The sequence below is a fragment of the Halomonas sp. HL-93 genome, from assembly GCF_900086985.1.
In the GTDB taxonomy this organism is placed as follows: domain Bacteria; phylum Pseudomonadota; class Gammaproteobacteria; order Pseudomonadales; family Halomonadaceae; genus Vreelandella.
The window spans coordinates 1,762,446-1,783,225 of the sequence record NZ_LT593974.1; the positions used below are offsets into that span (position 1 = coordinate 1,762,446).

General features: G+C 52.0%; 28 protein-coding genes. 21 read left to right on the forward strand and 7 right to left on the reverse strand.

The features are described from left to right. The first annotated feature begins 24 nt into the window (after positions 1 to 24). Positions 25 to 546 carry a zinc ribbon-containing protein gene (locus GA0071314_RS08065; protein ID WP_074396161.1) on the forward strand — a complete coding sequence of 174 codons (522 nt, stop codon included), beginning with the start codon at positions 25 to 27 and terminating at the stop codon, positions 544 to 546. Positions 547 to 565: 19 nt separating this feature from the next. Here GA0071314_RS08065 and GA0071314_RS08070 read toward each other — a convergent pair whose 3' ends face one another. Both GA0071314_RS08070 and GA0071314_RS08075 read right to left on the reverse strand, forming a co-directional pair. Next, the gene (locus GA0071314_RS08070) at positions 566 to 1,879 is read right to left on the reverse strand and encodes a hypothetical protein (RefSeq protein ID WP_074396162.1); all 1,314 of its coding nucleotides are present in this window, start codon (positions 1,877 to 1,879) and stop codon (positions 566 to 568) included. An 802-nt stretch (positions 1,880 to 2,681) separates the two neighbouring features. Next, positions 2,682 to 3,647, reverse strand: a complete 966-nt coding sequence (locus GA0071314_RS08075; protein WP_269449431.1) for an integron integrase — start codon at positions 3,645 to 3,647, stop codon at positions 2,682 to 2,684. A gap of 222 nt (positions 3,648 to 3,869) precedes the next feature. Between GA0071314_RS08075 and GA0071314_RS08080 the strand changes: the two genes are divergently transcribed. The 6 genes from GA0071314_RS08080 (at position 3,870) to GA0071314_RS08105 (ending at position 9,043) form a co-directional block, all read left to right on the forward strand. Then, positions 3,870 to 4,505 (forward strand): hypothetical protein, encoded by a 636-nt coding sequence (locus GA0071314_RS08080; protein ID WP_074396163.1) that lies wholly within the window; start codon positions 3,870 to 3,872, stop codon positions 4,503 to 4,505. A gap of 88 nt (positions 4,506 to 4,593) precedes the next feature. After that, entirely contained in the window at positions 4,594 to 5,067 is a 474-nt protein-coding gene (locus GA0071314_RS08085) for a hypothetical protein (protein WP_074396164.1), read from the forward strand. A 506-nt stretch (positions 5,068 to 5,573) separates the two neighbouring features. After that, a complete protein-coding gene (locus tag GA0071314_RS08090) occupies positions 5,574 to 6,299 on the forward strand; it encodes a hypothetical protein (RefSeq protein ID WP_074396165.1) in 726 nt (241 codons plus the stop codon). Between the two features lie 120 nt (positions 6,300 to 6,419). Further along, complete coding sequence (locus GA0071314_RS08095; protein WP_074396166.1) at positions 6,420 to 6,887, forward strand: GNAT family N-acetyltransferase; 468 nt, start codon at positions 6,420 to 6,422, stop codon at positions 6,885 to 6,887. 71 nt (positions 6,888 to 6,958) lie between these two features. Further along, positions 6,959 to 7,684 (forward strand): hypothetical protein, encoded by a 726-nt coding sequence (locus GA0071314_RS08100; RefSeq protein ID WP_074396165.1) that lies wholly within the window; start codon positions 6,959 to 6,961, stop codon positions 7,682 to 7,684. Between the two features lie 111 nt (positions 7,685 to 7,795). Then, positions 7,796 to 9,043: a Shedu immune nuclease family protein gene (locus GA0071314_RS08105; protein ID WP_074396167.1), complete on the forward strand. Its 1,248-nt coding sequence runs from the start codon at positions 7,796 to 7,798 to the stop codon at positions 9,041 to 9,043. Between the two features lie 198 nt (positions 9,044 to 9,241). On the opposite strand, the gene tnpC is transcribed toward GA0071314_RS08105, so the two are convergent. The 3 genes from tnpC to GA0071314_RS08120 are packed head-to-tail and all read right to left on the reverse strand — an operon-like array spanning position 9,242 to position 11,449. Then, positions 9,242 to 10,837, reverse strand: a complete 1,596-nt coding sequence (gene tnpC, locus GA0071314_RS08110) for an IS66 family transposase (RefSeq protein WP_074398367.1) — start codon at positions 10,835 to 10,837, stop codon at positions 9,242 to 9,244. A 46-nt stretch (positions 10,838 to 10,883) separates the two neighbouring features. After that, positions 10,884 to 11,240, reverse strand: coding sequence for an IS66 family insertion sequence element accessory protein TnpB (gene tnpB, locus GA0071314_RS08115; RefSeq protein ID WP_074394877.1), 357 nt, complete (start codon positions 11,238 to 11,240; stop codon positions 10,884 to 10,886). Then, complete coding sequence (locus GA0071314_RS08120) at positions 11,237 to 11,449, reverse strand: hypothetical protein (protein WP_074394876.1); 213 nt, start codon at positions 11,447 to 11,449, stop codon at positions 11,237 to 11,239. The genes tnpB and GA0071314_RS08120 overlap by 4 nt, the downstream gene beginning before the upstream one ends. 67 nt (positions 11,450 to 11,516) lie before the next feature. Here GA0071314_RS08120 and GA0071314_RS08125 point away from each other — a divergent pair, with 67 nt between their 5' ends. The 10 genes from GA0071314_RS08125 to GA0071314_RS08170 all read left to right on the forward strand — a co-directional run bounded on the left by GA0071314_RS08125 (position 11,517) and on the right by GA0071314_RS08170 (position 16,418). Beyond that, the gene (locus GA0071314_RS08125) at positions 11,517 to 11,852 is read left to right on the forward strand and encodes a hypothetical protein (RefSeq protein ID WP_156524101.1); all 336 of its coding nucleotides are present in this window, start codon (positions 11,517 to 11,519) and stop codon (positions 11,850 to 11,852) included. Positions 11,853 to 11,939: 87 nt separating this feature from the next. Beyond that, on the forward strand, positions 11,940 to 12,383 hold the full coding sequence (locus GA0071314_RS08130) for a GNAT family N-acetyltransferase (RefSeq protein WP_074396169.1): 444 nt from the start codon (positions 11,940 to 11,942) through the stop codon (positions 12,381 to 12,383). Between the two features lie 98 nt (positions 12,384 to 12,481). Next, positions 12,482 to 13,015, forward strand: a complete 534-nt coding sequence (locus tag GA0071314_RS08135; RefSeq protein WP_074396170.1) for an AAA family ATPase — start codon at positions 12,482 to 12,484, stop codon at positions 13,013 to 13,015. Between the two features lie 90 nt (positions 13,016 to 13,105). Further along, entirely contained in the window at positions 13,106 to 13,435 is a 330-nt protein-coding gene (locus GA0071314_RS08140; RefSeq protein ID WP_074396171.1) for a DHCW motif cupin fold protein, read from the forward strand. A gap of 138 nt (positions 13,436 to 13,573) precedes the next feature. Then, positions 13,574 to 13,837, forward strand: coding sequence for a BrnT family toxin (locus GA0071314_RS08145; RefSeq protein WP_074396172.1), 264 nt, complete (start codon positions 13,574 to 13,576; stop codon positions 13,835 to 13,837). After that, positions 13,827 to 14,096 carry a type II toxin-antitoxin system BrnA family antitoxin gene (gene brnA / locus GA0071314_RS08150; protein WP_074396173.1) on the forward strand — a complete coding sequence of 90 codons (270 nt, stop codon included), beginning with the start codon at positions 13,827 to 13,829 and terminating at the stop codon, positions 14,094 to 14,096. Before GA0071314_RS08145 ends, brnA begins: the two co-directional genes overlap by 11 nt. 38 nt (positions 14,097 to 14,134) lie before the next feature. Further along, the gene (locus tag GA0071314_RS08155; protein ID WP_197668833.1) at positions 14,135 to 14,602 is read left to right on the forward strand and encodes a hypothetical protein; all 468 of its coding nucleotides are present in this window, start codon (positions 14,135 to 14,137) and stop codon (positions 14,600 to 14,602) included. A gap of 65 nt (positions 14,603 to 14,667) precedes the next feature. After that, a complete protein-coding gene (locus tag GA0071314_RS08160; protein WP_074398482.1) occupies positions 14,668 to 14,982 on the forward strand; it encodes a transcriptional regulator in 315 nt (104 codons plus the stop codon). Continuing rightward, positions 14,975 to 15,274, forward strand: coding sequence for a helix-turn-helix domain-containing protein (locus tag GA0071314_RS08165; protein WP_072795443.1), 300 nt, complete (start codon positions 14,975 to 14,977; stop codon positions 15,272 to 15,274). Before GA0071314_RS08160 ends, GA0071314_RS08165 begins: the two co-directional genes overlap by 8 nt. 295 nt (positions 15,275 to 15,569) lie before the next feature. Beyond that, the gene (locus GA0071314_RS08170; RefSeq protein WP_074396174.1) at positions 15,570 to 16,418 is read left to right on the forward strand and encodes a sulfurtransferase; all 849 of its coding nucleotides are present in this window, start codon (positions 15,570 to 15,572) and stop codon (positions 16,416 to 16,418) included. Between the two features lie 175 nt (positions 16,419 to 16,593). Here the strand turns inward: GA0071314_RS08170 and rlmF are convergent, their stop codons facing one another. Next, positions 16,594 to 17,535, reverse strand: coding sequence for a 23S rRNA (adenine(1618)-N(6))-methyltransferase RlmF (gene rlmF / locus GA0071314_RS08175; RefSeq protein WP_231896533.1), 942 nt, complete (start codon positions 17,533 to 17,535; stop codon positions 16,594 to 16,596). Positions 17,536 to 17,630: 95 nt separating this feature from the next. Next, positions 17,631 to 18,404, reverse strand: a complete 774-nt coding sequence (locus GA0071314_RS08180) for a bestrophin-like domain (protein ID WP_074396175.1) — start codon at positions 18,402 to 18,404, stop codon at positions 17,631 to 17,633. Positions 18,405 to 18,807: 403 nt separating this feature from the next. On the opposite strand from GA0071314_RS08180, the gene GA0071314_RS08185 reads away from it, so the two are divergent. The 4 genes from GA0071314_RS08185 (at position 18,808) to GA0071314_RS08200 (ending at position 20,712) form a co-directional block, all read left to right on the forward strand. Further along, positions 18,808 to 19,272 carry a GNAT family N-acetyltransferase gene (locus GA0071314_RS08185; RefSeq protein WP_074396176.1) on the forward strand — a complete coding sequence of 155 codons (465 nt, stop codon included), beginning with the start codon at positions 18,808 to 18,810 and terminating at the stop codon, positions 19,270 to 19,272. A gap of 94 nt (positions 19,273 to 19,366) precedes the next feature. Next, entirely contained in the window at positions 19,367 to 19,717 is a 351-nt protein-coding gene (locus GA0071314_RS08190) for a VOC family protein (RefSeq protein WP_074396177.1), read from the forward strand. 126 nt (positions 19,718 to 19,843) lie between these two features. Continuing rightward, a complete protein-coding gene (locus GA0071314_RS19970) occupies positions 19,844 to 20,092 on the forward strand; it encodes a serine O-acetyltransferase (RefSeq protein WP_074396178.1) in 249 nt (82 codons plus the stop codon). Continuing rightward, positions 20,089 to 20,712: a glutathione S-transferase family protein gene (locus GA0071314_RS08200; RefSeq protein ID WP_074396179.1), complete on the forward strand. Its 624-nt coding sequence runs from the start codon at positions 20,089 to 20,091 to the stop codon at positions 20,710 to 20,712. The genes GA0071314_RS19970 and GA0071314_RS08200 overlap by 4 nt, the downstream gene beginning before the upstream one ends. Positions 20,713 to 20,780 lie beyond the last annotated feature (68 nt).

Here is a 20,780-nt window from a genome sequence, read left to right on the forward strand (position 1 = left end):
CGCGTCGACAAAAGGAGAGGTACCATGAGTGAACAACGCAATGACCATCGCCTGCGCGAAGGCTACGAGCGTTTGCTGGAGCGGATGCAGGACGGCGCTGACGAGCTGACCTGGGATAACCTGCAAAAGGATCTGGACGACGCCGTAGAGTTTGAAGCGGAGCTGGAAGAGTACACCAAGGACGAACTGGCGCTGCTGCGTGCCTGGGTCGAGCGCGACCTGAAAGACATGCGCCACTACATGTCCGATACCGGCAAGCAGGTAGCCCACTGGCTGGGCATCGATCTAGAGCACCTATCCCGCCGTGTGGTGGAGTCGCTGCTCTCGATTGCCGACCGTAGCATTGTCGATCGCGAGCGTTTTGCCGACGACCTGGAAGCCGCCCGCGCCGACTACTGCGAAGGCGAAATGGCCGCTCCCGGCCTGATGGCCTGCGTGCACTGCGATGCGCAGGTGATGCTTGAAAGCGTCGCCCGGCTGGAACCCTGCCACCAGTGTGGCCACCGCTACTTCTACCGCTTCCCCAGCAAAATCGTCGAGACCTGATGCCTTCTCGGCCAAAATGCTAGCCGACAATCAAACTGACGCCTGCAATCGCCCCAAGCGAGAGCAGGCTCAGCACGCCGGCGTACAGCAGATTATGGGTCATCATCCGGTAGCCGCTCACCCCGTAGCGGCCCTGAAGTGACAGGTTGATGCCCGACAATGGCCCCACGCTGGTACCCACCGCCCACGAGCTTAACGCCACAAAGGCAAACAGCGTTTGCTCGCCGCCCTCCAGGTTGAGTATCGAGGCCAGTACCGACACGCCGATAATCGGGTGCAGCCCGACCAGTGCGCTCAGCGAAATGGCGGCGAAGCTGATCATCGCCTGGGGCGTGCCAAAATCGGTAAACAGCGTCCAATCGTCACCCGCCGCGGCCGACACCAGCGTGGAAAGCCCCAGCGTCAATAACCCCGCCGCCAGGAACAGCGACACCTCGCCACGCATAGCGGGTAAACGGGTGAGGGTATGCTGACGAACTCGCCGCAGGGTATAGCGTGGCCCCTCGCGCAGGTTGCTAAGCACGGCAACGGCCGGCAGCAGAAAGGTAATAATGCTGACAATGGTCAGTGATGGCGTCAGCCAGAAGTGAAACAGCATCACCAGCGTCGCCATGCCCACCGGCATCAGCAGGCTACGCGGTGCCAGCGAATAGCCATCGACCTCGCGTAAGTCAAACCGGCGACGCAGCTCCAGCGTGGTGAACAGCCCCGAGAGCATCGCCAAGGGAAAGCCTACCAGAGCAATTTGGACGTACTGGACGTCTGGCACCAGCGAGATCACCAGACCCATCGAGGCAAAAAACGGCGACCACAGTGCGGCGCTGGAAAGCCCACGGTTAAGCGCCAACAACTGCGGCATCGTCAGCGGCCCACGCCTTGCCAGCTTATCGCCAACCATCAGCACGGTGGAAAGATTCAAAATCGTGCCCAGAAAATGCACGCCCAGCCAGGTGCGCAGCACGCCACCCGCACCGGTCACCCGACTCCCCGAGGCACCTTTGCTGCCTTGCTTGCCAATCAGCGTAATAAAACTGACGCCCACCAGCATGGCCACCACAAACACATTGCCCTGAAGCATGGCAGGCCAAGCAACGTCAGCGCCGTAAACAAACCGCGCCACCAACAGCATGCCCGCGCCCAGCGCAATCAACACCCCCGCCTGAATGCGCGAACGGCTAGGGATATCCCGCCAAAGCAAAAAAACCGCCGCCCACAGCACATAGCTAACCGCCTGAGTGGTAGCCACCCATCCGGTAAAGCCTGCAATTTGCACCATCAAGCCAAGTAAAATCAGCACGCCCGCCAAGCGCTGCCGAGAAGTCGTCTCTTGCATCTCAATCCTTTACTGGTTGAGTTAGCAGGCTAATCGGGTTTGCAATGGAAGGCCAGCCCCGAACCGATCTGCAAGGCCTCAACACTTGATACATGCGTAAGTTCGGTAAAAGCCCCCTCGAAATGCACAGAAATCCACCGCGCCACGCAACCCCCTAAAAGCACCACACCAATGTAGGAGCTCGACTTGTCGGGCGATTGATAAGGCCACAACACCTAACGCATGCATGGGTCCGAGAAAGGCACTAATCGAAATGCCCAGAAATTCAAAGTGTCACGCAACCCCCTACAAGCACCAAACCAATGTAGGAGCCAGACTTGTCGGGCGATGATAAAGCCGCAACACCTAACGCATGCTTGGATTCGAGAAAGGCACTAATCGAAATGCCCATAAATTCATAATGTTACGTAACTAACTATAAGCACCAGATCAATGTAGGAGCCAGACTTGTCGGGCGATTGATAAAGCCAAAACATCTAACGCATGCATGGATTCAAGAAAGGCACCCACCGAAACGCTCAGAAACCCACCGCGGCCCGCACCCCCTACAAGCACCACACCAATGCAGGAGCAACACTAGCCAAGCGATGAAAAGGCCAAAACCCCGCCATGAACTCGCGGTGGTAAATGTCATATAAAAATTAGCTTACGCTTTGCAATCCCGAAGAAAGCTGAGTAACGTCAACGATATAACGTCTGTGTAATCCAAAATAGACGAGAAAAATTGATGAGACGGTCGCAGGCGGAGCGTTTTAACGCATCCCAGACGTACCGGGGCGGTAGCGTGCCTTGCTTTAGCTCATTAGCCTAAAGGGCTGCGCACACCGGCAAATTCCTTTCCTATCACATGCGTATAAATTTGCGTTGTCTCGATGCTCTTGTGGCCTAGCAATTCTTGTACCGTGCGAATATCCGTGCCTTGGCTCAGTAATTGGGTGGCGAAACTGTGGCGTAAGGTATGGCAAGAGCCAGGACGAGGCAATGATGCAGACTTCATCGCTTTCTTCACTGCCTTTTGCACAGCGGATGAGTGAATATGGTGAAGAACGACGTTACCGGCATCATCACAGCATGGCCGGCTGGCAGGAAACAGCCATTGCCAACCTAGGGAAATGCCCGCGTTTGGGTACTTACGATTCAGAGCATGAGGTAAAGTGACTGGTACGCGACCACGTGCTAGCCGATAAGCAAGTTGCTGTTTAGCCGACTCAATTTGCGCCTCTAACGCTGGAAGACAGACAGCGGGTAGTAAAGTGGTTCGGTCTTTATCACCTTTCCCTGCCCTGACGGTGATGATATGGCGTTCGGTATCAATATCTCTTACGCGCAAACGGCATGTTTCGATGAGTCTCAGTCCCGAGCCATACATCAGGGTTGCCATCAAATGCATAGGTTCAGACAATTGATTTAATACGCGCATAACCTCTTCGTGTGAAAGCACGACAGGTAATCGACGCGGGCGTTTAGCTCGTGAAAAGGCGCCAATATCACCCAATGGCATATCAAGGATATGGCGATACAGAAATACCAAGGCATTTAGCGCCTGGTTTTGTGTAGCCGCAGCCACATATCGCTCTACGGCAAGGTGCTCCAGAAAAGCCTGCACTTCAGAAGGGCCCATACTGGCAGGGTGCCGCACCCCATGATAGCGAATAAAGTAACGTATCCAGTAACAGTATGTTTTTTCAGTACGCGGGCTATAGCGCTTTACCCGCATAGCAGCTTTCACACGATCCATTAGTTTCGGAGGCCTGTTTTGCATATCCATTTGGTGTCTATCTCCTGGTGGTGGATATGCATACAGTATTATTGAGCTTGGCAAAACGCGCAAGCGTGTGAATTCAGCAAATGCAGCCTAATTAATATTAATTTAATTTGAAATCATGTGGTTATGCACGAACAGGTAGGCTACATTTACTAAGTAAACATGCTGGCGCGTTCATCCAATCATAGAACGCGCCGTCTAATACCTGTTAGCTTGGGAAGCTTCATGGAAAAGTTTTACGATCAATCCATCGGGCAGGACTTTCAGTCCAGGCTAGAGGGCCTCAAGAAAAAGTTGCGTTCGCAACCTTTTGAGGTAGATTCAAGTAGCTATGGAATAGCAGGTAATACATTCCGAGCATACCGCGGGTACAACTTACGACCTAGCGTCGTTTACCGTCAGTGGGCTTCTCTAAAAACCAAAGACCTTGTAAGCAATAGTGATCCAAGCATAGAAAACCAAGCTGAGTTTGACGCTTGGCATCAAGACTTGTTCGAATCTATATCCGAATATTGGCTTGCTGAACAGCGCCAAAAAATGAGTTTTGCTCATACGTCAAAATTGTTAGATTTATATATTAAGTGGTTAGTTACCAACCAAGAATGTCCTCAGCGGCTTGCTACAGCCATCCTTCGTTACGGTTACTGCGCGCTAGACAGCCAAATTTTGTTCCGTTTAAATCAGTGTCTTTCTGGTGCTTTGCCAATCAAAAACCCGACAATGGGTGACATACTGAACAAAAACACCTATTTATTTTGCCAAGAATTGATAAAAGGTTTCGCTGAAAAATTTGGCGGAACCCGCATTCTTTTTGATTATTACGCATGGGAACCGGGTGGTTTCCTAAGAACCAGAAGCTAACCAGGGGCTGCAGCGGACCGCTTTTCCGGCGCGTTGCGCCTCCAAATCGGCCGCAGAGCCCAAGCGTTAGAAATTACGAGGTGCAAGCTTGGTTGAAGCCGCAATACCTACACACGACTGGGTGGACTACCTCTCAGCACTTCTGACCCCGACTATAGCGATAGCAGGGGTAGCGATTGGTTTGCTTCAATGGAGAACCAACCGGAATCGCCTGAAGCATGAGCTTTTTGATCGTCGCTATGAACAATTTGAGGCTGTTAGAGACTTCTTGGGCTCAATCATGGGGTCAGGGCGAGCTCTTGATGAGAAACAGGCAGATTTCCTTTTCAAAACCAGGGGGCTCCGGTTCATTTACGACAAAAAGCTGGCCGACTATATCGATAAGAATATTTGGGGACCTGCAGTCGATTTGGCGTGCCTTCATTCTGAGCTGGAGGGCGTTCCTGTCGGAGAAGAGAGAACCAGGAATGTGCGTAAGCAATCGGAAATAAAGAAAAACCTCTATCAAGAGTTTCAGAACCTAGATCGGTTGTTCTCCAGGTATTTGCAGTTACGCCACTAGGTTTTTCTAACAATCACAGGCACAGCGACGGTTACTGCATTGCGGCTTCGCCTCCATTCCGTAACCGCGCGTGCTGTTGGCGTTAAAGGCCTTACTCCGGTGTTCTTTGGCCTGGTGTTTAGCCGCAGTTTCGGGGCTTGCCAGCAGGCAGAAAACAGCCTTCGGTCTGGCAACGGTTTTGGCCGCTAATCTGGTGTTCAGGTCGCGGGGCAATCCGGCGCAATCATCGGGCAGTTTCCGCACATTCGGTGTTCTGGTTCCTGGCGCCATGGGTCGAGTTGGTGCAAGGTATCGGGAGTCGGCATTCTGCAGTGGGTACCATAATAAATCACCGGGTAACCGGCATTTAACCAGTCGCTGCAGTACGCGGCCGATGGCCGCCGGACGGCCTTTCCATTGCGGCTTCGCCTTCATTCCAAGGCCGCCGCTGAGCTTCGCGTTAAATCGAAGATGGTCCTCGGAGTTCACAAAGAATGAATGAGCCATTGTCATACACGACAACTGTAATGTCGTGGAACTTCCTGCTCTCGTCTTTCAAAAGGGCTGAGGCAGCTGCGAGTACCAATGGCAAGATAGATCTTAACCTTGAGGCGCCTTCCTCAATTGTTCTCTGTTGTATATCGATAGAAGCATTCTGTAATGAGATATCTTCATTGTCTCGTGCGTTTTTATTTGACCATAAAAAAGAGATGATTCCGTCGTGGGAAGATTTCGCTGGTATCTCTTACGAGAATTTGAACACACTTTGTGCAATAAGCGAGGACTCTTCAGGTTCGTTCTATGACCGTTATAAACGAGTTAATAGACTGCTTGCGGAGAAAAGTCCCGGATTTATGGCTGATCTAGTTCATCTGCGTGATCTCAGGGACTCATTAGTCCATTTTCGGTCTTGTGATGTTCCTATAAAACAGAAAGAGGATGGGGTCATCCGATCTGCACAGGAGTCTCCAGCTGTCCTCCATGCGCTAAAAAATAGGAGAATATCAGGGAAACCGGTCATCTCGGCAGGTAAAGGAGAAGAGTGGACACTGAGGATATCAACCAGTGCCATGGCTATTTGGGCACTTGATCTGACATGCCAAGCTATCTTATATCTACTCGACTCATTGCCAGACGGGTGTTTCCAAAAGTTCGTTCTCGAAAGATATGCACCGAGAGACAGAGGCTATAGGGATCTGTACTCTAAGGCAAAATACGACATTGGTGCCTGGGAGCGTGAGATTTTAGGTTGACACCCGAGCAGGATTTAACAAGGCCGTGCACCGGATGCCAAAACCTCCGCTTCGCTCCGGCGTTGTCACCGGTGACGGCGGGCGTTAAGTTCTTGGGGGATTTCGGTGATTGTCAGGAAAATGAACGAGAAGGATCTTGGAGCTGTAAGCGCAGTTTGCTTAGCTTCGTTTTCAAAATCGGTTGCAGGTACTCTGTCTGAGGAAGGAATTTCAACTTTTTCCAAAATTGCTGCAAGCGATGCCTTCCTCAACAGAATGAAAGAAGATAATTTGATGCTTGTCGCAGAATGCGACGGAGAGATTGAGGGAGTAATCGAACTGAAGGAAGGCTGTCATGTTGCCATGCTTTTTGTTGAGCCTGAAAAGCAAATGAAAGGCATTGGGAGGAGGTTGCTTTCATCAGCTCTGAGTTATGCGAGGGTTGGTACTGTAACCGTAAGTGCCTCTTTATCCTCAGTTCCTGCGTATAGAAAATATGGTTTCGAGTGTAAGGGCGATATAGCCGAATCAGCAGGCTTGATTTATCAACCCATGGAAATCGAACTTAACAAGTCAATCCAGCCGACCGCTATCGCGTCGGCTGATTGAAGCGTTAAATCGAAGATGGTCCTCGGAGTTCACAAAGAATGAATGAGCCATTGTCATACACGACAACTGTAATGTCGTGGAACTTCCTGCTCTCGTCTTTCAAAAGGGCTGAGGCAGCTGCGAGTACCAATGGCAAGATAGATCTTAACCTTGAGGCGCCTTCCTCAATTGTTCTCTGTTGTATATCGATAGAAGCATTCTGTAATGAGATATCTTCATTGTCTCGTGCGTTTTTATTTGACCATAAAAAAGAGATGATTCCGTCGTGGGAAGATTTCGCTGGTATCTCTTACGAGAATTTGAACACACTTTGTGCAATAAGCGAGGACTCTTCAGGTTCGTTCTATGACCGTTATAAACGAGTTAATAGACTGCTTGCGGAGAAAAGTCCCGGATTTATGGCTGATCTAGTTCATCTGCGTGATCTCAGGGACTCATTAGTCCATTTTCGGTCTTGTGATGTTCCTATAAAACAGAAAGAGGATGGGGTCATCCGATCTGCACAGGAGTCTCCAGCTGTCCTCCATGCGCTAAAAAATAGGAGAATATCAGGGAAACCGGTCATCTCGGCAGGTAAAGGAGAAGAGTGGACACTGAGGATATCAACCAGTGCCATGGCTATTTGGGCACTTGATCTGACATGCCAAGCTATCTTATATCTACTCGACTCATTGCCAGACGGGTGTTTCCAAAAGTTCGTTCTCGAAAGATATGCACCGAGAGACAGAGGCTATAGGGATCTGTACTCTAAGGCAAAATACGACATTGGTGCCTGGGAGCGTGAGATTTTAGGTTGACACCCGAGCAGGATTTAACAAGGCCGTGCACCGGATGCCAAAACCTCCGCTTCGCTCCGGCGTTGTCACCGGTGACGGCGGGCGTTATGTGTCTAAAAATGGTCAATTGAGATGATTGAGTTCAGGGAGATAAACAACAAGGTCATTTTGTCCTACTCAAGCGAGTACCCTGGGCCTGCGTGGGTGTATCACGAGTTGGATGAAAATGGACAGGTAACGATAAGTAAGGCTTTCTCATTCACCCGCAATGAACTGATTTCCTCGCGGGACGAAGATAATGAGGATGCACCTATTGAATTTGAGGTGGCAAAGAGGACGGGCCAATACTATTGTTTTCCAAAAAAGGTCTTGACACTAGAGCACGATCTTTATATTCATGAAAATGTTAGTCTGGAAAGAAAACTGTTTATAGCAGAACGAAATATATCAATTTTTCCGAAAATTGACCGAATGGTTTCAAAGTCAATATATGTGGGCGGAGATGATCAAAATGCAATCCCAGAATCAGTGTTTAGGGACTTACTAAAAAAATTTCCCAATACATATGAATTAAACAGATATGCGTCGGCCCGCATCAGTAGTGTTTTGTCGTCATACTTAGATATAAAAGAAGACTACGAAGAACAATACCAACAATATCTAAATAATAAGGTCAGCAAAAAGGGGGAAAACCTAAAGCTTAAGTTTTCTGAAATTGAGCTATTAAAATATTCCAGCTTGCTAGAAAAGCTGAAGTTCATGCTTGATGATGAGATTTCATACTCAGAAGCTCAGTGGCAAGAAGAGTTGCTTCATATTATCCTTCTGCTATATCCAAAATACATATACGTTTTCAAAGAGGCACCTGTAAGGGATACATATAACAACTCAAATAGAAATATCGACTATTTGTTAATCGATTCGAGCGGAAATACAGATATCATAGAAATAAAAAAGCCATTTGATAAGTGCATTGTTACCGAGCGGGCCTATAGAGATAACCACATTCCTTTAAGAGAGCTTTCTGGGACTGTGATGCAGATTGAGAAATATATATTTTACTTGAGCAAATGGGGGCGAAAAGGTGAGGAAAAATTAACGAAACACTACAAAAACGATATAGCAGATGGTTTTCAGATTCGGATTACCAATCCAAGCGGAATAATCATTATGGGTCGCAACAAAGGAATGACAGTTGCCCAGAAACAAGATTTTGAAGTCATCAAAAGAAAATACAAAAACGTTATAGATATCATCACGTATGATGATCTAATGCAGAGGCTTGAGTTTACAATAGCTCAGTGGACAGAAACACATAACAAGGCCATGCACCCGACCGCTACAGTCGCTGCCGCTCCTTCCGCGTCGGGTGATGGCTAGCGTTATGCGCTTTCACGTATCGGAGCTTGATTATGGATCTTAAAGATTTCGTTAAAGAAACGCTTGTTCAAATATCTGTCGGAGTTCAGGAGTCTATCGAAGCAGTTCGGGAGTCTGGCGGTTACGCTAATCCCGCCGCCTCCGGCAATGTCAAAAGCGACGTAAGCGCTCCACTAACCCCATCTATTCACGCGTCGCTTAGACCGGCAATGTCTCTTTCCACTGCCAGGGCAGCAGCGTGTGGAGCTCATCATCGTCGAGGGCGGGCAGTGTCGCAAAGACGTACTGCAAGTAGTCGTAAGGCGAGAGGCCATTGGCTTTGGCGGTTTCGATCAGGCTGTAGATCGCCGCGCTGGCGTGAGCACCGCTCGGGGTGTGGCTGAACAGCCAGTTTTTACGCCCCACCACGAACGGGCGGATAGCGTTCTCTGCCGGATTGTTGTCGAACGGGATCAGGCCATCGTCCAGGAACCGGGTCAGGCGAGGCCACTGGTTATCTAGATAGTGTAGGGCTTTCCCCAGCGCGCTTTTGGGCAACACCTGGGCCAGTGACTTGTCGAGCCAGGTGCGCAGTTGATCGATCAGTGGGCGGCTCTTCTGGTCACGCAGCGCGTGACGCGTCTCAGGCTCAAGGGCCTTCGCCTGTTTTTCCACGCCGTACAGCTTACGGATCTGGTTCAGCGCCCAGTCGGCTTTGCCAGTTTTGCCTTTGGGCTGCACCTTCTGGGCCTCGATGAACTTGCGCCGGGCATGCGCCCAGCAGCCCGCATGGGTGATCCCATTGCGACGCACGATCTCGGCGTAGCCTTCATAGCCATCGGTGATTAAGCGCCCCGCATAGTCGCCCAGCAGGTCAACGGGCACCCGTCCGGCGCGGCTGGCGGCGTAGTCGAACAGAACGACTTGTTGTCCCGGCGGACCACCGCGCTGCACCCACATATACGAGGTGGCACTGGCGGCACGATCCGCTTCTTGATTCACCTGGAGCGTCGTCTCATCCATGTGGATCAGCGGGGCGTTTAAGAGGTGATGGCGCAACGTGTCGATCAACGGGGTGATCCGTTCTCCCGCCTGCACCATCCAGCGTGCCAGGGTATTGCGGGGGATCTCGGCGCCATGGCGGGCAAAGATCTGGCTTTGCCGATAAAGCGGTAGCGCGTCCTGGTATTTAGCCGTCGCGATATAGGCGAGCAGCGTGGCGCTGGCATTACTCTTGGGCAACAGTTTGGCGGGTGCTGGGGCTGTGTTGACGCCCTCTTCGCACGTCGGGCAGGCATATTTGTGTCGCACATGGCGGATCACCTCGATCCGCGCGGGCACCACATGCAACTCCTCGCTGACCTCCTCACCGATCACCTTTAGCGCGGTGCCGTCATCGTGGCAGTGGCGAGCATCGTCGGGCAGTTCATGGACGATCTCGACACGCGGTAGCTCTGGCGGTAGCGCAATACGCCCGCCGCGTGTACGACGCTTAGCAGGCGTGGCAGTGTCGATCGTCGCGTCATCAGCGGTGGCGTCGCACTCCGGTGCAGCATCGTTGTCTTCCTCGTCAACCGACACTTCCGCTTCATTGATAAGCAGATCTTGCTGGTCGACACGGTACTTCTCGGTGGAAGGGCCGAACTGACGCTCCAGGGCAAGCCGGAACTGTTCAAATAGCGACTGTTTGGTGGCTTCCCACTGCGCTTCCTTTTTTTCCATCAACGCCAATAGCCGCGCATTTTCAGCGTCAGCAGCGGCCAGCTTGCGCTCAAGCTGGGTAACCGTCGTCGAGGAAGAGGCCGTGTTTTTCATACCGCGTAGTATACCAAAAGCGCCACCAAAATAGGAGGCGATTTTGTTAGCCAACTCGCTGAAAATACAGCGCTTTGTGAGGCTTCATGGCCTTCAGGTCGTAGCCATCCAGCAGCCAGTTAAGCTCTTGGCCGGTTAACGTCACGGTCTCGCCATTAAGGTGCGTTGGCCATTTAAACCGCTCACGCTCCAAGCGCTTGTACCACACCACAAAACCGTTACGTTCCCAGAACAGCAGTTTCACTTTATCCCGCTGGCGATTACCGAACACGAACAGCGCTTGATCGAACGGGTTCAAGGCCATGGCTTCCTGAACCAGCAGTGCCAAGCCATCGATTTGCTTACGCATATCCACGGGCTCTCGGCACAGGTAAACCTTTAGGTCAGTGCCTGGACGAATCATGCGACCACCTCCACCGCGACAAACCGGGCGGGACGACAACGCGGTGGCACGGGGAAGCCTTGCACGATTAACCGATTTTCCCACGCCATCAGGTCGGCTAACGTCACTGCCTGTGCGTTGGCATATTCACTTAACGGCATCTGCAACGCGGCAGCATAAGACAGATGCCCTAACCAAAACGCTTGAGTGGGATTGAGTTCGCGGCTCATGATGATCTCCAAAGCAAAAGAGACCATCAGTGTGATCAGACAACGTTAATGTGGGTAGATGGGGTTTATGGCGCGCTTACAAAGCGACAACAGCTCCCATTTTGGCTCAATGGGCGAGGGTCAAAACGTTTTTCTGGTAGATTTCGATGTGGCAGTTACGGTAGATGATAGCTCCGAAGTTAGTGGTGGCGGTAAGCTCAAAGTGGCAGGCATATTGTCGGTTGGCGGTGAAGCTGGGAATATCAGCAAGAGTTCATCGACTAACCGGGTTAGCTTCAAAATTCCCCTCGCGTTACCGGTAGACCCTATATCTCGAGAAGAGGCGAAGCAGCGCCGTTCACGAGAAATGCAAAAGGTGAACGAAGGGCTTGAGAGCCTTACTCGGGGCCTTGCTGGGCAATGAGTTGCGCATAACCATGCCATTAAATTCGCTCCCTACGGTCGCCGGACGCTCGCAAGCTCGCGCCGTTTATGGCGGGCGTTAGCCTCTATGATGATACGGAAATTTCAAGAAAGCGATTTTGAGAAAGTGAACGAAATTTACTCGCTGTCGAAGCTGGACGAACTCCGCTTTGAGCGAGAGGTATTCCAGTTATTGCCCCTGAAGGAGGACGAGAAACGACTTCGAGATCTCATGGAGTCCGAAATTTTTGTTTATGAGGACGGTGGTATTCTTGGCTATGGTGCTATTTACCAAAATGAAATTAGATCTCTTTTTGTCCATCCGTTGTATCGTGGCGAAGGGGTTGGTAGCGCGTTGTTTGATCATCTGATTGCTGAGGTTGGGACTCCTACTAAACTATACGTTGCGAAGAGCAACTTGCCAGCAAAATCCATGTACCATAAATACGGTTTTACGGTTACTGGGGAGTTTGAGGCGTCATACAACGGAAAATCAGTATTGGCAAACGAAATGGTGCGAATCAGTGAGTAAGGCTAACAAACGGCTGTTATCGCCCCTTCGGGGCTGGGACGGCCTTTCCGCCGCTGCGCGGCTATAAGCCAGCCCTAAAGCCGGGCGTTAGGGGTGAAATGAACCATCGATTCGTAGTCACTGGCGGCCCCGGTGGCGGCAAAACTACAATCCTTAATGCCCTAGAGGGTCGTGGATATCGCGTCGTGACGGAGGCTGCCCGTCGAATCATCAAAGAACGATTAACGGCTGGGCTATCACCTCGACCAGACCCGATTTCTTTCGGCCAAGCGATTCTCAGTTCGGATGTTGAAAAATACCGAAGTGCAGCTTCCTGCGACCATGCTGTATTCTTTGATCGCGGGGTGCTGGACGCACTGTATGTGCTTAATGCAGTGGGAGCGTTAAAACGCGATAAAATTGAGCAGTACGTCCAACAGTTTCCCTATAACGGCGTTGTTTTCCTGCTTCCCCCATGGGAAGAAATTTACGTTAAAGACTCAGAGCGTGATCAAAGTTTTGAGGAATCTATAGAAGTTTTTGAAGGTATGAAAAAGTGGTATTCGCAATGGGGCTACGAAACAGTAGAAGTACCACGTGACAATGTTCATGAGCGCGTATCGTTCATTTTGCAATGTATAGATACCCCCTAGCAATTCACTGTTGGCGGACAATTTTTCCGCCGCTTCGCGGCTCCAAAATTGCCGCAAAGTTCAGCGTTATGTGCTTAAGGAGGAACAGTCTTGAACATCACTAATTTGCCTTTTGGGGTTACTGATTGGTCTGAAGTTGAGAAGACCGAGCACTCTGGGGAACAGGGTGTGGCTTACTGGAAAACTCGAAACTTCGGCGACATCAGAGTGCGAATGGTTGAGTACAGCCCAGGCTATCTGGCCGATCATTGGTGTGCCAAGGGGCACATACTTCTCTGTCTGGAAGGCGAGCTTCATACTGAACTAGAAGACGGTCGGCATTTCTTACTCAGTCCCGGTTCGAGCTATCAGGTCGCAGATAATGCCGAGCTTCACCGTTCATCGACAGAGCGAGGCGCTAAGCTATTCGTTGTCGACTAAACACACATAACCAGGCTATGCACCGGATGCCAAAACCTCCGCTGCGCTGCGGCTTTGTCACCGGTGATGGCGGGCGTTAGCAGCTACAGCTTCCTTCCGAATCTTGCGGGTTGAGTAAAAAAGGAATAATTTGTACTCATGGATGAGTTTGAATTCGACGAAGCCAAAAGCAAGGCCAATCTGGACAAGCACGGTATAGATTTCGTTGCTGCCCAAGGGCTATGGAAAGATCCATACCTGCTGGAGATCCGCGCTAAATCAGAGGATGAGCAGAGGTTTTTGCTGATAGGCAAGATTGGTGAAAAGCACTGGTCGGCTGTCGTCACATACAGGGATGCTTGTATTCGTCTGATTTCAGTCAGACGTTCCCGTAAGAAGGAGGTTGAGCTCTATGAAAGCTAAAGACTTCGACAAGAAATTTGAAGAAGGGCAGGAAGATATCGTCGATGACCTCGATTTGTCCTCTGCTCGCCGCGTTAATCAGGAACAAAAGCGAATCAACGTCGATTTCCCGGCTTGGGTTGTCGAGTCGTTGGATCGTGAGGCTGCACGCATAGGCGTTACCCGTCAATCAATCATCAAAGTGTGGCTGGTGGAGCGTCTTCAGGCAGAATCTGCTAACAAGCCACTCAATGGTGACGCCGCAGGCGGCGCACATTAGCGGAGCTTTGTCGCACAAGTCGCCGAGGACTCTCTCACATGCCCGAAGAACCGAACTGGAACGCTCTTGTACCTGAATTCACGGTCGAGCAGATCGAAGTCTCGCTTCGCTTTTACACAATTGCTGGCTTTTCTATTCGATTTCAGCGAGACGACCCTCAGTTCGCCTACCTAGAACTTGGGCACGCTCAGCTGATGTTGGAACAACAGCACGAGCGCGGATGGAATGTCATCCCTCTTGATCGCCCACTTGGGCGAGGCATTAACTTCCAGATCGAGGTCCCGGACGTCGATACGGTTCATTCTGCTTTGGTGGCTGCCGGCGTGACCATCTTTAGGGAAGTTAAGGACACGTGGTACTCGGTCTCGCCCGATCTAAAAAAGGGCGGCGCGAGTTCCTTGTTCAAGACCCGGATGGCTACCTACTTCGTTTCGCGCAGCATCTCGAGAGTCGTGGTGCGGCCTAACAATTCGTCCAAGCCGATGCTGCTTCGCGGCACGGCTTAAATCAGGCGTTAACCCCTCCAATCATCCATATTGCAAAAGTCCGTCAATGACGTATATTGGTCGTCATGTTTACCATCATCGAAACCCCTACATTCGAAGCAGATGCCAGAAAAATCTGGACTGAGGAGGAGCGGAGTTCCTTCTTCGCCTGGTTAGCAGCCAACCCGGAAATTGGGGATCCCATTCCAGGCAGTGGCGGGTGTAGAAAAATTCGTTGGTCGGTGGCGGGTTCAGGAAAGCGTGGAGGGGTGCGAGTCATCTACTTCACCAGGTTGGCTAATGGTGAGATCTGGTTGTTGATGATCTACAAAAAGGACGCTAAGGATAACATACCCGCGCATATCCTGAAGTCGATTCGTGAGGCACTGGAAAATGATTAACGAGACCCTGAGTGCAGAGGAACTTGGTAACAAGCTGCTCCAATCTGTTAAAGAGATGAAAGCGGGCAAAGCTGCACGAGTCAGTCGTGTTGAGCCCAACGAAGTTGCAGAGGCCCGCGGCAAAACTGGCCTGACACAGGTAGAGTTTGCTGAGGTGCTGCATATTTCTCCGCGTACCCTGCAGGAGTGGGAGCAAGGTCGACGTAAACCCTCCGGGCCGGCAAAAGCACTCATCGAGATAGCTTTCCGTCATCCAGAGGTAATCCGAGAAGATCTTGAGCTAAGGGGTTAACAAGCGGCGGCTGTCGGACGCGCCTGGGCTGTCGCTCCGGCGCGCCGCCAAGCCGGGCGTTAGGATGCTGCAATATCCTCAGATGAGGAGAGTTGCGGCTGCGAGATAAGTAGTCCCGAAGTGATATCAGGCCTGATTGCGAGGTTTGGCACGGCTGCTGAAATCCTCGCCTGTGTCGGCTATTAGTGTAGTTCGTCGATCAGCATGCTGCGGATGACGCGCTCCGCGTCAACTTGCTGGTCGCGCCCGTCCGCGATCGTGTACTGTTACCTATCGACCTAGACCGGAGAACGCCATGCCTTCCCCCCTCGTGACCACCGACTGGCTGCACGAGAATCTGGATAACGAACATTTGGTACTGATCGACGCTAGCATGGCCAATGTCGTTGGTAAGGAGCCGATCATTTATGACCGTCCGATGTTGATCCCGGGAAGTTTCCGGATCGACCTGGAAGGAGCGCTTTGTGATACCGGAGCTTCCCAAGCCCACGCCTTCCCGACGGAAGAGCAGGTCACGGCGGAGACCCGTAGATTGGGCATCGAGCCCGAGAGCCTGGTGGTGTTGTACGACGATCAGGGTATCTACTCGTCACCACGCGCTTGGTGGATTCTGCGGGCTATGGGCCTCAAACAGGTGTTTGTTCTGGATGGCGGCCTGCCGCAGTGGTTGGCCGAAGGTCGGGACACCGTTTCTGCTCCGGTGCCGGATGCGGCCAAGCATGGCAGCGTGGTTGGCAAGCTCGACGACACCCTGGTTCGAGATTCAGCCTACGTTTTCCAGCACCTGGAGGACGAGCAAGTAACGGTCATCGATGCGCGATCACAGGCACGTTTCCTGGGGCAAGCGCCAGAACCCAGGCCTGGTGTGCGCGGTGGCCACATCCCCAATTCCCTCAACCTGCCGTTTACAGAGGTGCTGGAGGGCTATCGGTTCAAGCCAGCCAGCCAGTTGGCGTCAACGTTTGCCCACCTTGCTCCCTCCCTTCAGCCCAGCAACGGACACCAACTGGTGTTTTCCTGTGGCTCCGGCATCACCGCCTGCATCATCCTACTGGCGGCCGAGCTGGCCGGGTATACTCAGCTGTCGCTGTACGACGGTTCCTGGGCCGACTGGGGCAGCAGTGAGTCGTTGCCGGTGGCGTAGCGGATATCATCTCGCTACGAGATGAATCGGCAGTTCCTAACAATCACAGGCACGGCGGCGTCGGCTCCATTGCGGCTTCGCCTCCACTTCTCTTTTTCCCATCCCCGGCGATGTGCCTATACCAGAGTAATGCCACGGCAGACCTCGAATAATCATACCCCACCCCAGTAATGCCTCACATAAACGTCCAGGCCAACACCCTCGTAACCTTATTTCCCTGCCTCATCTCTATTTCCCGACTATCAACGGCACCGAGCTTGCGAATCAACTTCTTGGCAGGCTTAACATTGTCGGCTTTTGAAACCAGGCTGCTAAACCAGCGGCATTGAGTCGAATACACCTGGCTTTCTCTTATCAGTTTTTTAAGAAACAGCTGTTCGCCCCCCTTACACCAAAGCTCTGCTTCCAGTCCGCCAAAATTCAGGGTAGGCGACTTGGCTTCTGCTTTTTGTTCACCGCGACTACGCGCAAGGTTATTGAGTTTACGTTGGCTACCTTTAAGTGCTTCATCGAGCGAGGCATGGAAGGGTGGGTTGCATACGCTGACGTCAAAGAACTCTCCCGCTTGAATGATCCCTTCAAAGATATGGTTTTTATCGTGCTGAGTGCGCAGCGTGAAGCGATCTTTGAGTGTGGGGTTGTGGGTGATAATCGCGGCGACGTTCTCAAGCGACTGAGGATTAATGTCACTACCGACACACTGCCAGCCGTAAATTTGGCAGGCCAGTAGCGGGTAGATCCCATTGGCTCCCGTCCCTATATCGAGCAGCTTGATGTTGGGCTGTTCACGCCCAAGCCCAATTAAGTCAGCCATGTAATGGATATAGTCGGCTCTGCCGGGGATGGGAGGGCAAAGCGCGCCTTCTGGAATATCCCAATCGATAATGTTGTAGTGCCGGTTTAATAACGCGGCGTTGAGCGTTTTTACTGCCAATGGATCTGCGAAATCGATGGAAAGGTCGCCATAAGCGTTCGGTTTCACATAGGGGGCGAGATCTGGGTGGCTTTTTACCAGAGCAGGGTAGTCATAGCCTTGGTTGTGTTGATTCTTCGGGTGCAGGCCTTTGCGAACAGGCTTTTTCGTTTTTTTACTGTGATGGAGAGTGTTCACTGTCATAGGCCTAAGTCTTAGCGTTCAAGAGTCGAGTGGGTCTGGACAACCGATGTTGTCATGAATTCGCCCGCCTGCCGAATGCCGGTTTCTAATCGGACTCAATCGCGCCAGGTGCTCACCGCCTGTTCGATGGCCTCGGGTGAGACCTGGACCGCTCCCCGGAAGGGGTTATCCTGAATGGCAATCAGCCATAGGGCGACGACCGCAGCGAGGCTGAAGACGACAATCGCGTGCCGGTTCGAAGACGCCCGATCGAGGAATCCCATGCCCATCACAAATTGCGTCAGGAAGCCGAGCAGGAACAAGGCACTCCACGAGAATTTCTGGTAATGATTGGCCACAACGGCGATGCGATCTGTCCGCGCGTCGACAATATCTTGTGCCAGCGCCAGCATCTGACCATGGGCCGTGGCCGAGTAGCCCTCATCATTCGCGGCGTCTCGAACGGCGCGCAACAGTTCTAGCAGCGCTTTTTCCGTCCTGCTGCTGCCGCTTTCCTGAAGCAGGCGCGGCCATTCGTCTTCCACCACCGAGTCAGCGTAGTCGAGAATTGCCGCGCGGATCCTTCCTTCGCTGTCTATTGTCGTTTCACTGGCGACGCCGAGGCCGAAGATCGCCGCACTTTCGGTTTGCACGGCTTGGGACGCTCGATCTTTCCGGGCCATGGTGTCAGCGAGCAGGAAGGACGCGAACAGCGCAAACAAGGTCGAAACGGCCACGAAGGTCGGCAAGCCTAGAGCGCTACCCTTGAGGCGAGTGCTGAGTGAAGAATGAAACTGGAGCCAGTGGATCAAAGCTCCGGAAGCTAGAAATAGAATCAGCAGGAACAGCAGGATCAACAGGGGGTGGAACTCGAACCAGAGGCGGATCATCGCAATGCGTCGACTGAGGTGCGGTACGGCTCAAGTCTTGCCGTTGGCCGGCCCAGCCGTAAGAAATCTCGGCTTGTCTTCCCAGAGATAGGCGTTGGCAACAGGAAAAGCGGGCGCATCGTTCACCTCGGTTCTTGCGTTCTTATACGACTATTATTGGCTACCGCATAACATCGGCAGGGCAATCGAGGACACCAACTGCAAGATACGAGCTACGTATAGCACACTCATGTACCCGGCAAAAGCACGAACATAGACACCCTGAGTTTGAGAGCGCTCTATCAAGTCTATTGATGTCGCCGGTGTCAGCTTGGGATAACTAGGTGTCACTGTGGCCCCACAATGGGCTCGAGCCGACGCCCTAATGGCCGCGGCTCAGCCCTAGCGTTAAGAGGCAAAGACTGTGGAAATCCTTCCTCTGGCTGATAAGAAGGAGTTCATCGCCGAGTTAGCGGAGCTTCACCACGCAGAGTGGCAGCATCTTAATCCGTCGCTTACTCTGGAAGGGCGAGCCGAAGCAATCGCTAAAGCTGCGGGGCGAGGGGGTATTCCTTCAATCTTTATTGCCACGTCAGGGAGTCAGCTTATTGGTTCAGCTGCGCTAGTACAGAACGATATGGACACTAAGCTGGATTTATCCCCTTGGTTGGCAGCTGTTTATGTAAAAGAGGGCTTCCGGCATCAAGGAATAGCAACCAAATTGATTGCTCGGTGCGAAGATGAGGCAGTCCGCTCAAATGCTAATGTCTGGTATCTCTACACCGAGTTCGCCTCGAAACTTTATGAAAACCTTGGCTGGTGTCATTTGGAGCGATGCGAATATAGGGGCGAGACGGTTGATGTCATGTGGAAGCAGATCGCCTCTTAACCATGTGGTAAACGGGGCGCCAACTACGCTGCGCTCCGTTTCCGCCCATTACTACTGGCGTTAGAGCTAGATGAAGCCTGCTTCGGGAGGGGGAATGACGGTAAAACGTATAGTATTGAACATTGCAGCGTCCAACCCTGAAGACGCGGAGAAGTTTTATTCTGCCGTTTTCGGACTAGACGTGGTAATGGATCATGGGTGGTTAAGAACCTATAGCTCAGGCGAGAAAATGACCACGCAGTTAAGCGTGGCTTCGCAGGGCGGATCTGGTACCCCGGTTCCTGATGTGTCTATAGAAGTTGACAGCCTTGAAGCAGTTTTGGAGACAGTGAAGAACCACAATATTGAGGTTGAGTACGGGCCAGTAAGCGAGCCTTGGGGCGTTCGCAGATTCTATATCCGTGATCCTTTTGGGAAGCTCATCAATGTATTACAGCATGAGTGATTTTCGGGCAGGCTTTAGCAATTCCAAGCAAAGCGGCGGCTTTCGCAGACCTTGGCGCACAGCTTGCGCTGACGGAGAGGTGAGCCCTAACGATTCTATAAATCCGCTTTTACCAGTAGACCAGTAGTGTCACTCAGGAGGTCAAATCACATCCAGGTCGAAGACGCTACTTGGCGGGCGTTACGTGAAGAGGTCATACCTCAAGCCTTTTCTGATTCGCCCGGAACCAGGAAGGCGATCCGCAGTGATCTGGCGGCGGCCGTCGATCGTGACTCTTCGGCGCATGGTATGTCTACCCCTTTTCTGAATCACAAGGGGGTTCATTCCTTGCAGGCTTATCGAGTATCCCACTGGTTCTGGACGAAAGGGCGATGAGTGAGTTAATTGTTTGGACCTATGATTGGGTGCCGGAAGGCCCCCGTGGTTTTGTGCGCGACATACGGCTGAGGTGGGCGTGCGAGGAAGCTGGGCTTGGCTATACCGTGCGTACCGTTCCTTTCAAGGACCGCGGTCCTGATCATTTGGCGCGTCAACCATTTGGTCAAGTCCCATTCCTGAGCGATGGCGAGCTTGAGATATTCGAAAGTGGTGCGGGGCTGCTACATCTCGCCCGAAAAAGCGAAAAACTGCTACCGCGCGATCCAGTCGGGGAAGCTCAAACGCTGCAATGGACGATTAGCGCGCTTAATTCGATCGAGATGATGACAGTTCCCTGGTGGTTTCTGGAAGTGTCCGGTGCAAAAGAGAACCATCTTACCGGCTGGATGGAAAGTCGCCTCGATCACATTGAGAGCATCCTGAAAGACAGGGAATGGCTTGTGGCCGACCGCTTTACTGTCGCAGATCTGCTGCTGGCCGATGTCCTGCGTGTTGAGAAAATTCGCTCTTTCGGAAATCGACCGGTGACAGAACGTTATGTGGCACGGATCACAGGGCGCCCTGCATTTAAAAAGGCCCTTGCAGATCAACTCGTGCATTTCGCGAAGGCGGACTGATTGTCAATGGCTGAGTGCTACGGATTCATATGCGAATCGCTAAAATTGGCAAACTGTAGAATTACCCG

What these genes read in the sequence shown, in the direction of transcription:
- GA0071314_RS08170 (WP_074396174.1), top strand. Translation starts at nt 15,570, where the DNA reads ATGCCTTCCCCCCTCGTGACCACCGACTGGCTGCACGAGAATCTGGAT.
- GA0071314_RS08120 (WP_074394876.1), bottom strand. Translation starts at nt 11,449, where the DNA reads ATGAGCCGCGAACTCAATCCCACTCAAGCGTTTTGGTTAGGGCATCTG.
- GA0071314_RS08095 (WP_074396166.1), top strand. Translation starts at nt 6,420, where the DNA reads ATGAACGAGAAGGATCTTGGAGCTGTAAGCGCAGTTTGCTTAGCTTCG.
- GA0071314_RS08180 (WP_074396175.1), bottom strand. Translation starts at nt 18,404, where the DNA reads ATGATCCGCCTCTGGTTCGAGTTCCACCCCCTGTTGATCCTGCTGTTC.
- tnpC (WP_074398367.1), bottom strand. Translation starts at nt 10,837, where the DNA reads ATGAAAAACACGGCCTCTTCCTCGACGACGGTTACCCAGCTTGAGCGC.
- GA0071314_RS08130 (WP_074396169.1), top strand. Translation starts at nt 11,940, where the DNA reads ATGATGATACGGAAATTTCAAGAAAGCGATTTTGAGAAAGTGAACGAA.
- GA0071314_RS08090 (WP_074396165.1), top strand. Translation starts at nt 5,574, where the DNA reads ATGTCGTGGAACTTCCTGCTCTCGTCTTTCAAAAGGGCTGAGGCAGCT.
- GA0071314_RS08165 (WP_072795443.1), top strand. Translation starts at nt 14,975, where the DNA reads ATGATTAACGAGACCCTGAGTGCAGAGGAACTTGGTAACAAGCTGCTC.
- GA0071314_RS08125 (WP_156524101.1), top strand. Translation starts at nt 11,517, where the DNA reads ATGGCGCGCTTACAAAGCGACAACAGCTCCCATTTTGGCTCAATGGGC.
- GA0071314_RS08080 (WP_074396163.1), top strand. Translation starts at nt 3,870, where the DNA reads ATGGAAAAGTTTTACGATCAATCCATCGGGCAGGACTTTCAGTCCAGG.
- GA0071314_RS08155 (WP_197668833.1), top strand. Translation starts at nt 14,135, where the DNA reads ATGCCCGAAGAACCGAACTGGAACGCTCTTGTACCTGAATTCACGGTC.
- rlmF (WP_231896533.1), bottom strand. Translation starts at nt 17,535, where the DNA reads ATGACAGTGAACACTCTCCATCACAGTAAAAAAACGAAAAAGCCTGTT.
- GA0071314_RS08145 (WP_074396172.1), top strand. Translation starts at nt 13,574, where the DNA reads ATGGATGAGTTTGAATTCGACGAAGCCAAAAGCAAGGCCAATCTGGAC.
- GA0071314_RS08075 (WP_269449431.1), bottom strand. Translation starts at nt 3,647, where the DNA reads ATGGATATGCAAAACAGGCCTCCGAAACTAATGGATCGTGTGAAAGCT.
- GA0071314_RS08070 (WP_074396162.1), bottom strand. Translation starts at nt 1,879, where the DNA reads ATGCAAGAGACGACTTCTCGGCAGCGCTTGGCGGGCGTGCTGATTTTA.
- GA0071314_RS08160 (WP_074398482.1), top strand. Translation starts at nt 14,668, where the DNA reads ATGTTTACCATCATCGAAACCCCTACATTCGAAGCAGATGCCAGAAAA.
- GA0071314_RS08105 (WP_074396167.1), top strand. Translation starts at nt 7,796, where the DNA reads ATGATTGAGTTCAGGGAGATAAACAACAAGGTCATTTTGTCCTACTCA.
- GA0071314_RS08065 (WP_074396161.1), top strand. Translation starts at nt 25, where the DNA reads ATGAGTGAACAACGCAATGACCATCGCCTGCGCGAAGGCTACGAGCGT.
- GA0071314_RS08135 (WP_074396170.1), top strand. Translation starts at nt 12,482, where the DNA reads ATGAACCATCGATTCGTAGTCACTGGCGGCCCCGGTGGCGGCAAAACT.
- GA0071314_RS08100 (WP_074396165.1), top strand. Translation starts at nt 6,959, where the DNA reads ATGTCGTGGAACTTCCTGCTCTCGTCTTTCAAAAGGGCTGAGGCAGCT.
- tnpB (WP_074394877.1), bottom strand. Translation starts at nt 11,240, where the DNA reads ATGATTCGTCCAGGCACTGACCTAAAGGTTTACCTGTGCCGAGAGCCC.
- GA0071314_RS08200 (WP_074396179.1), top strand. Translation starts at nt 20,089, where the DNA reads ATGAGTGAGTTAATTGTTTGGACCTATGATTGGGTGCCGGAAGGCCCC.
- brnA (WP_074396173.1), top strand. Translation starts at nt 13,827, where the DNA reads ATGAAAGCTAAAGACTTCGACAAGAAATTTGAAGAAGGGCAGGAAGAT.
- GA0071314_RS08190 (WP_074396177.1), top strand. Translation starts at nt 19,367, where the DNA reads ATGACGGTAAAACGTATAGTATTGAACATTGCAGCGTCCAACCCTGAA.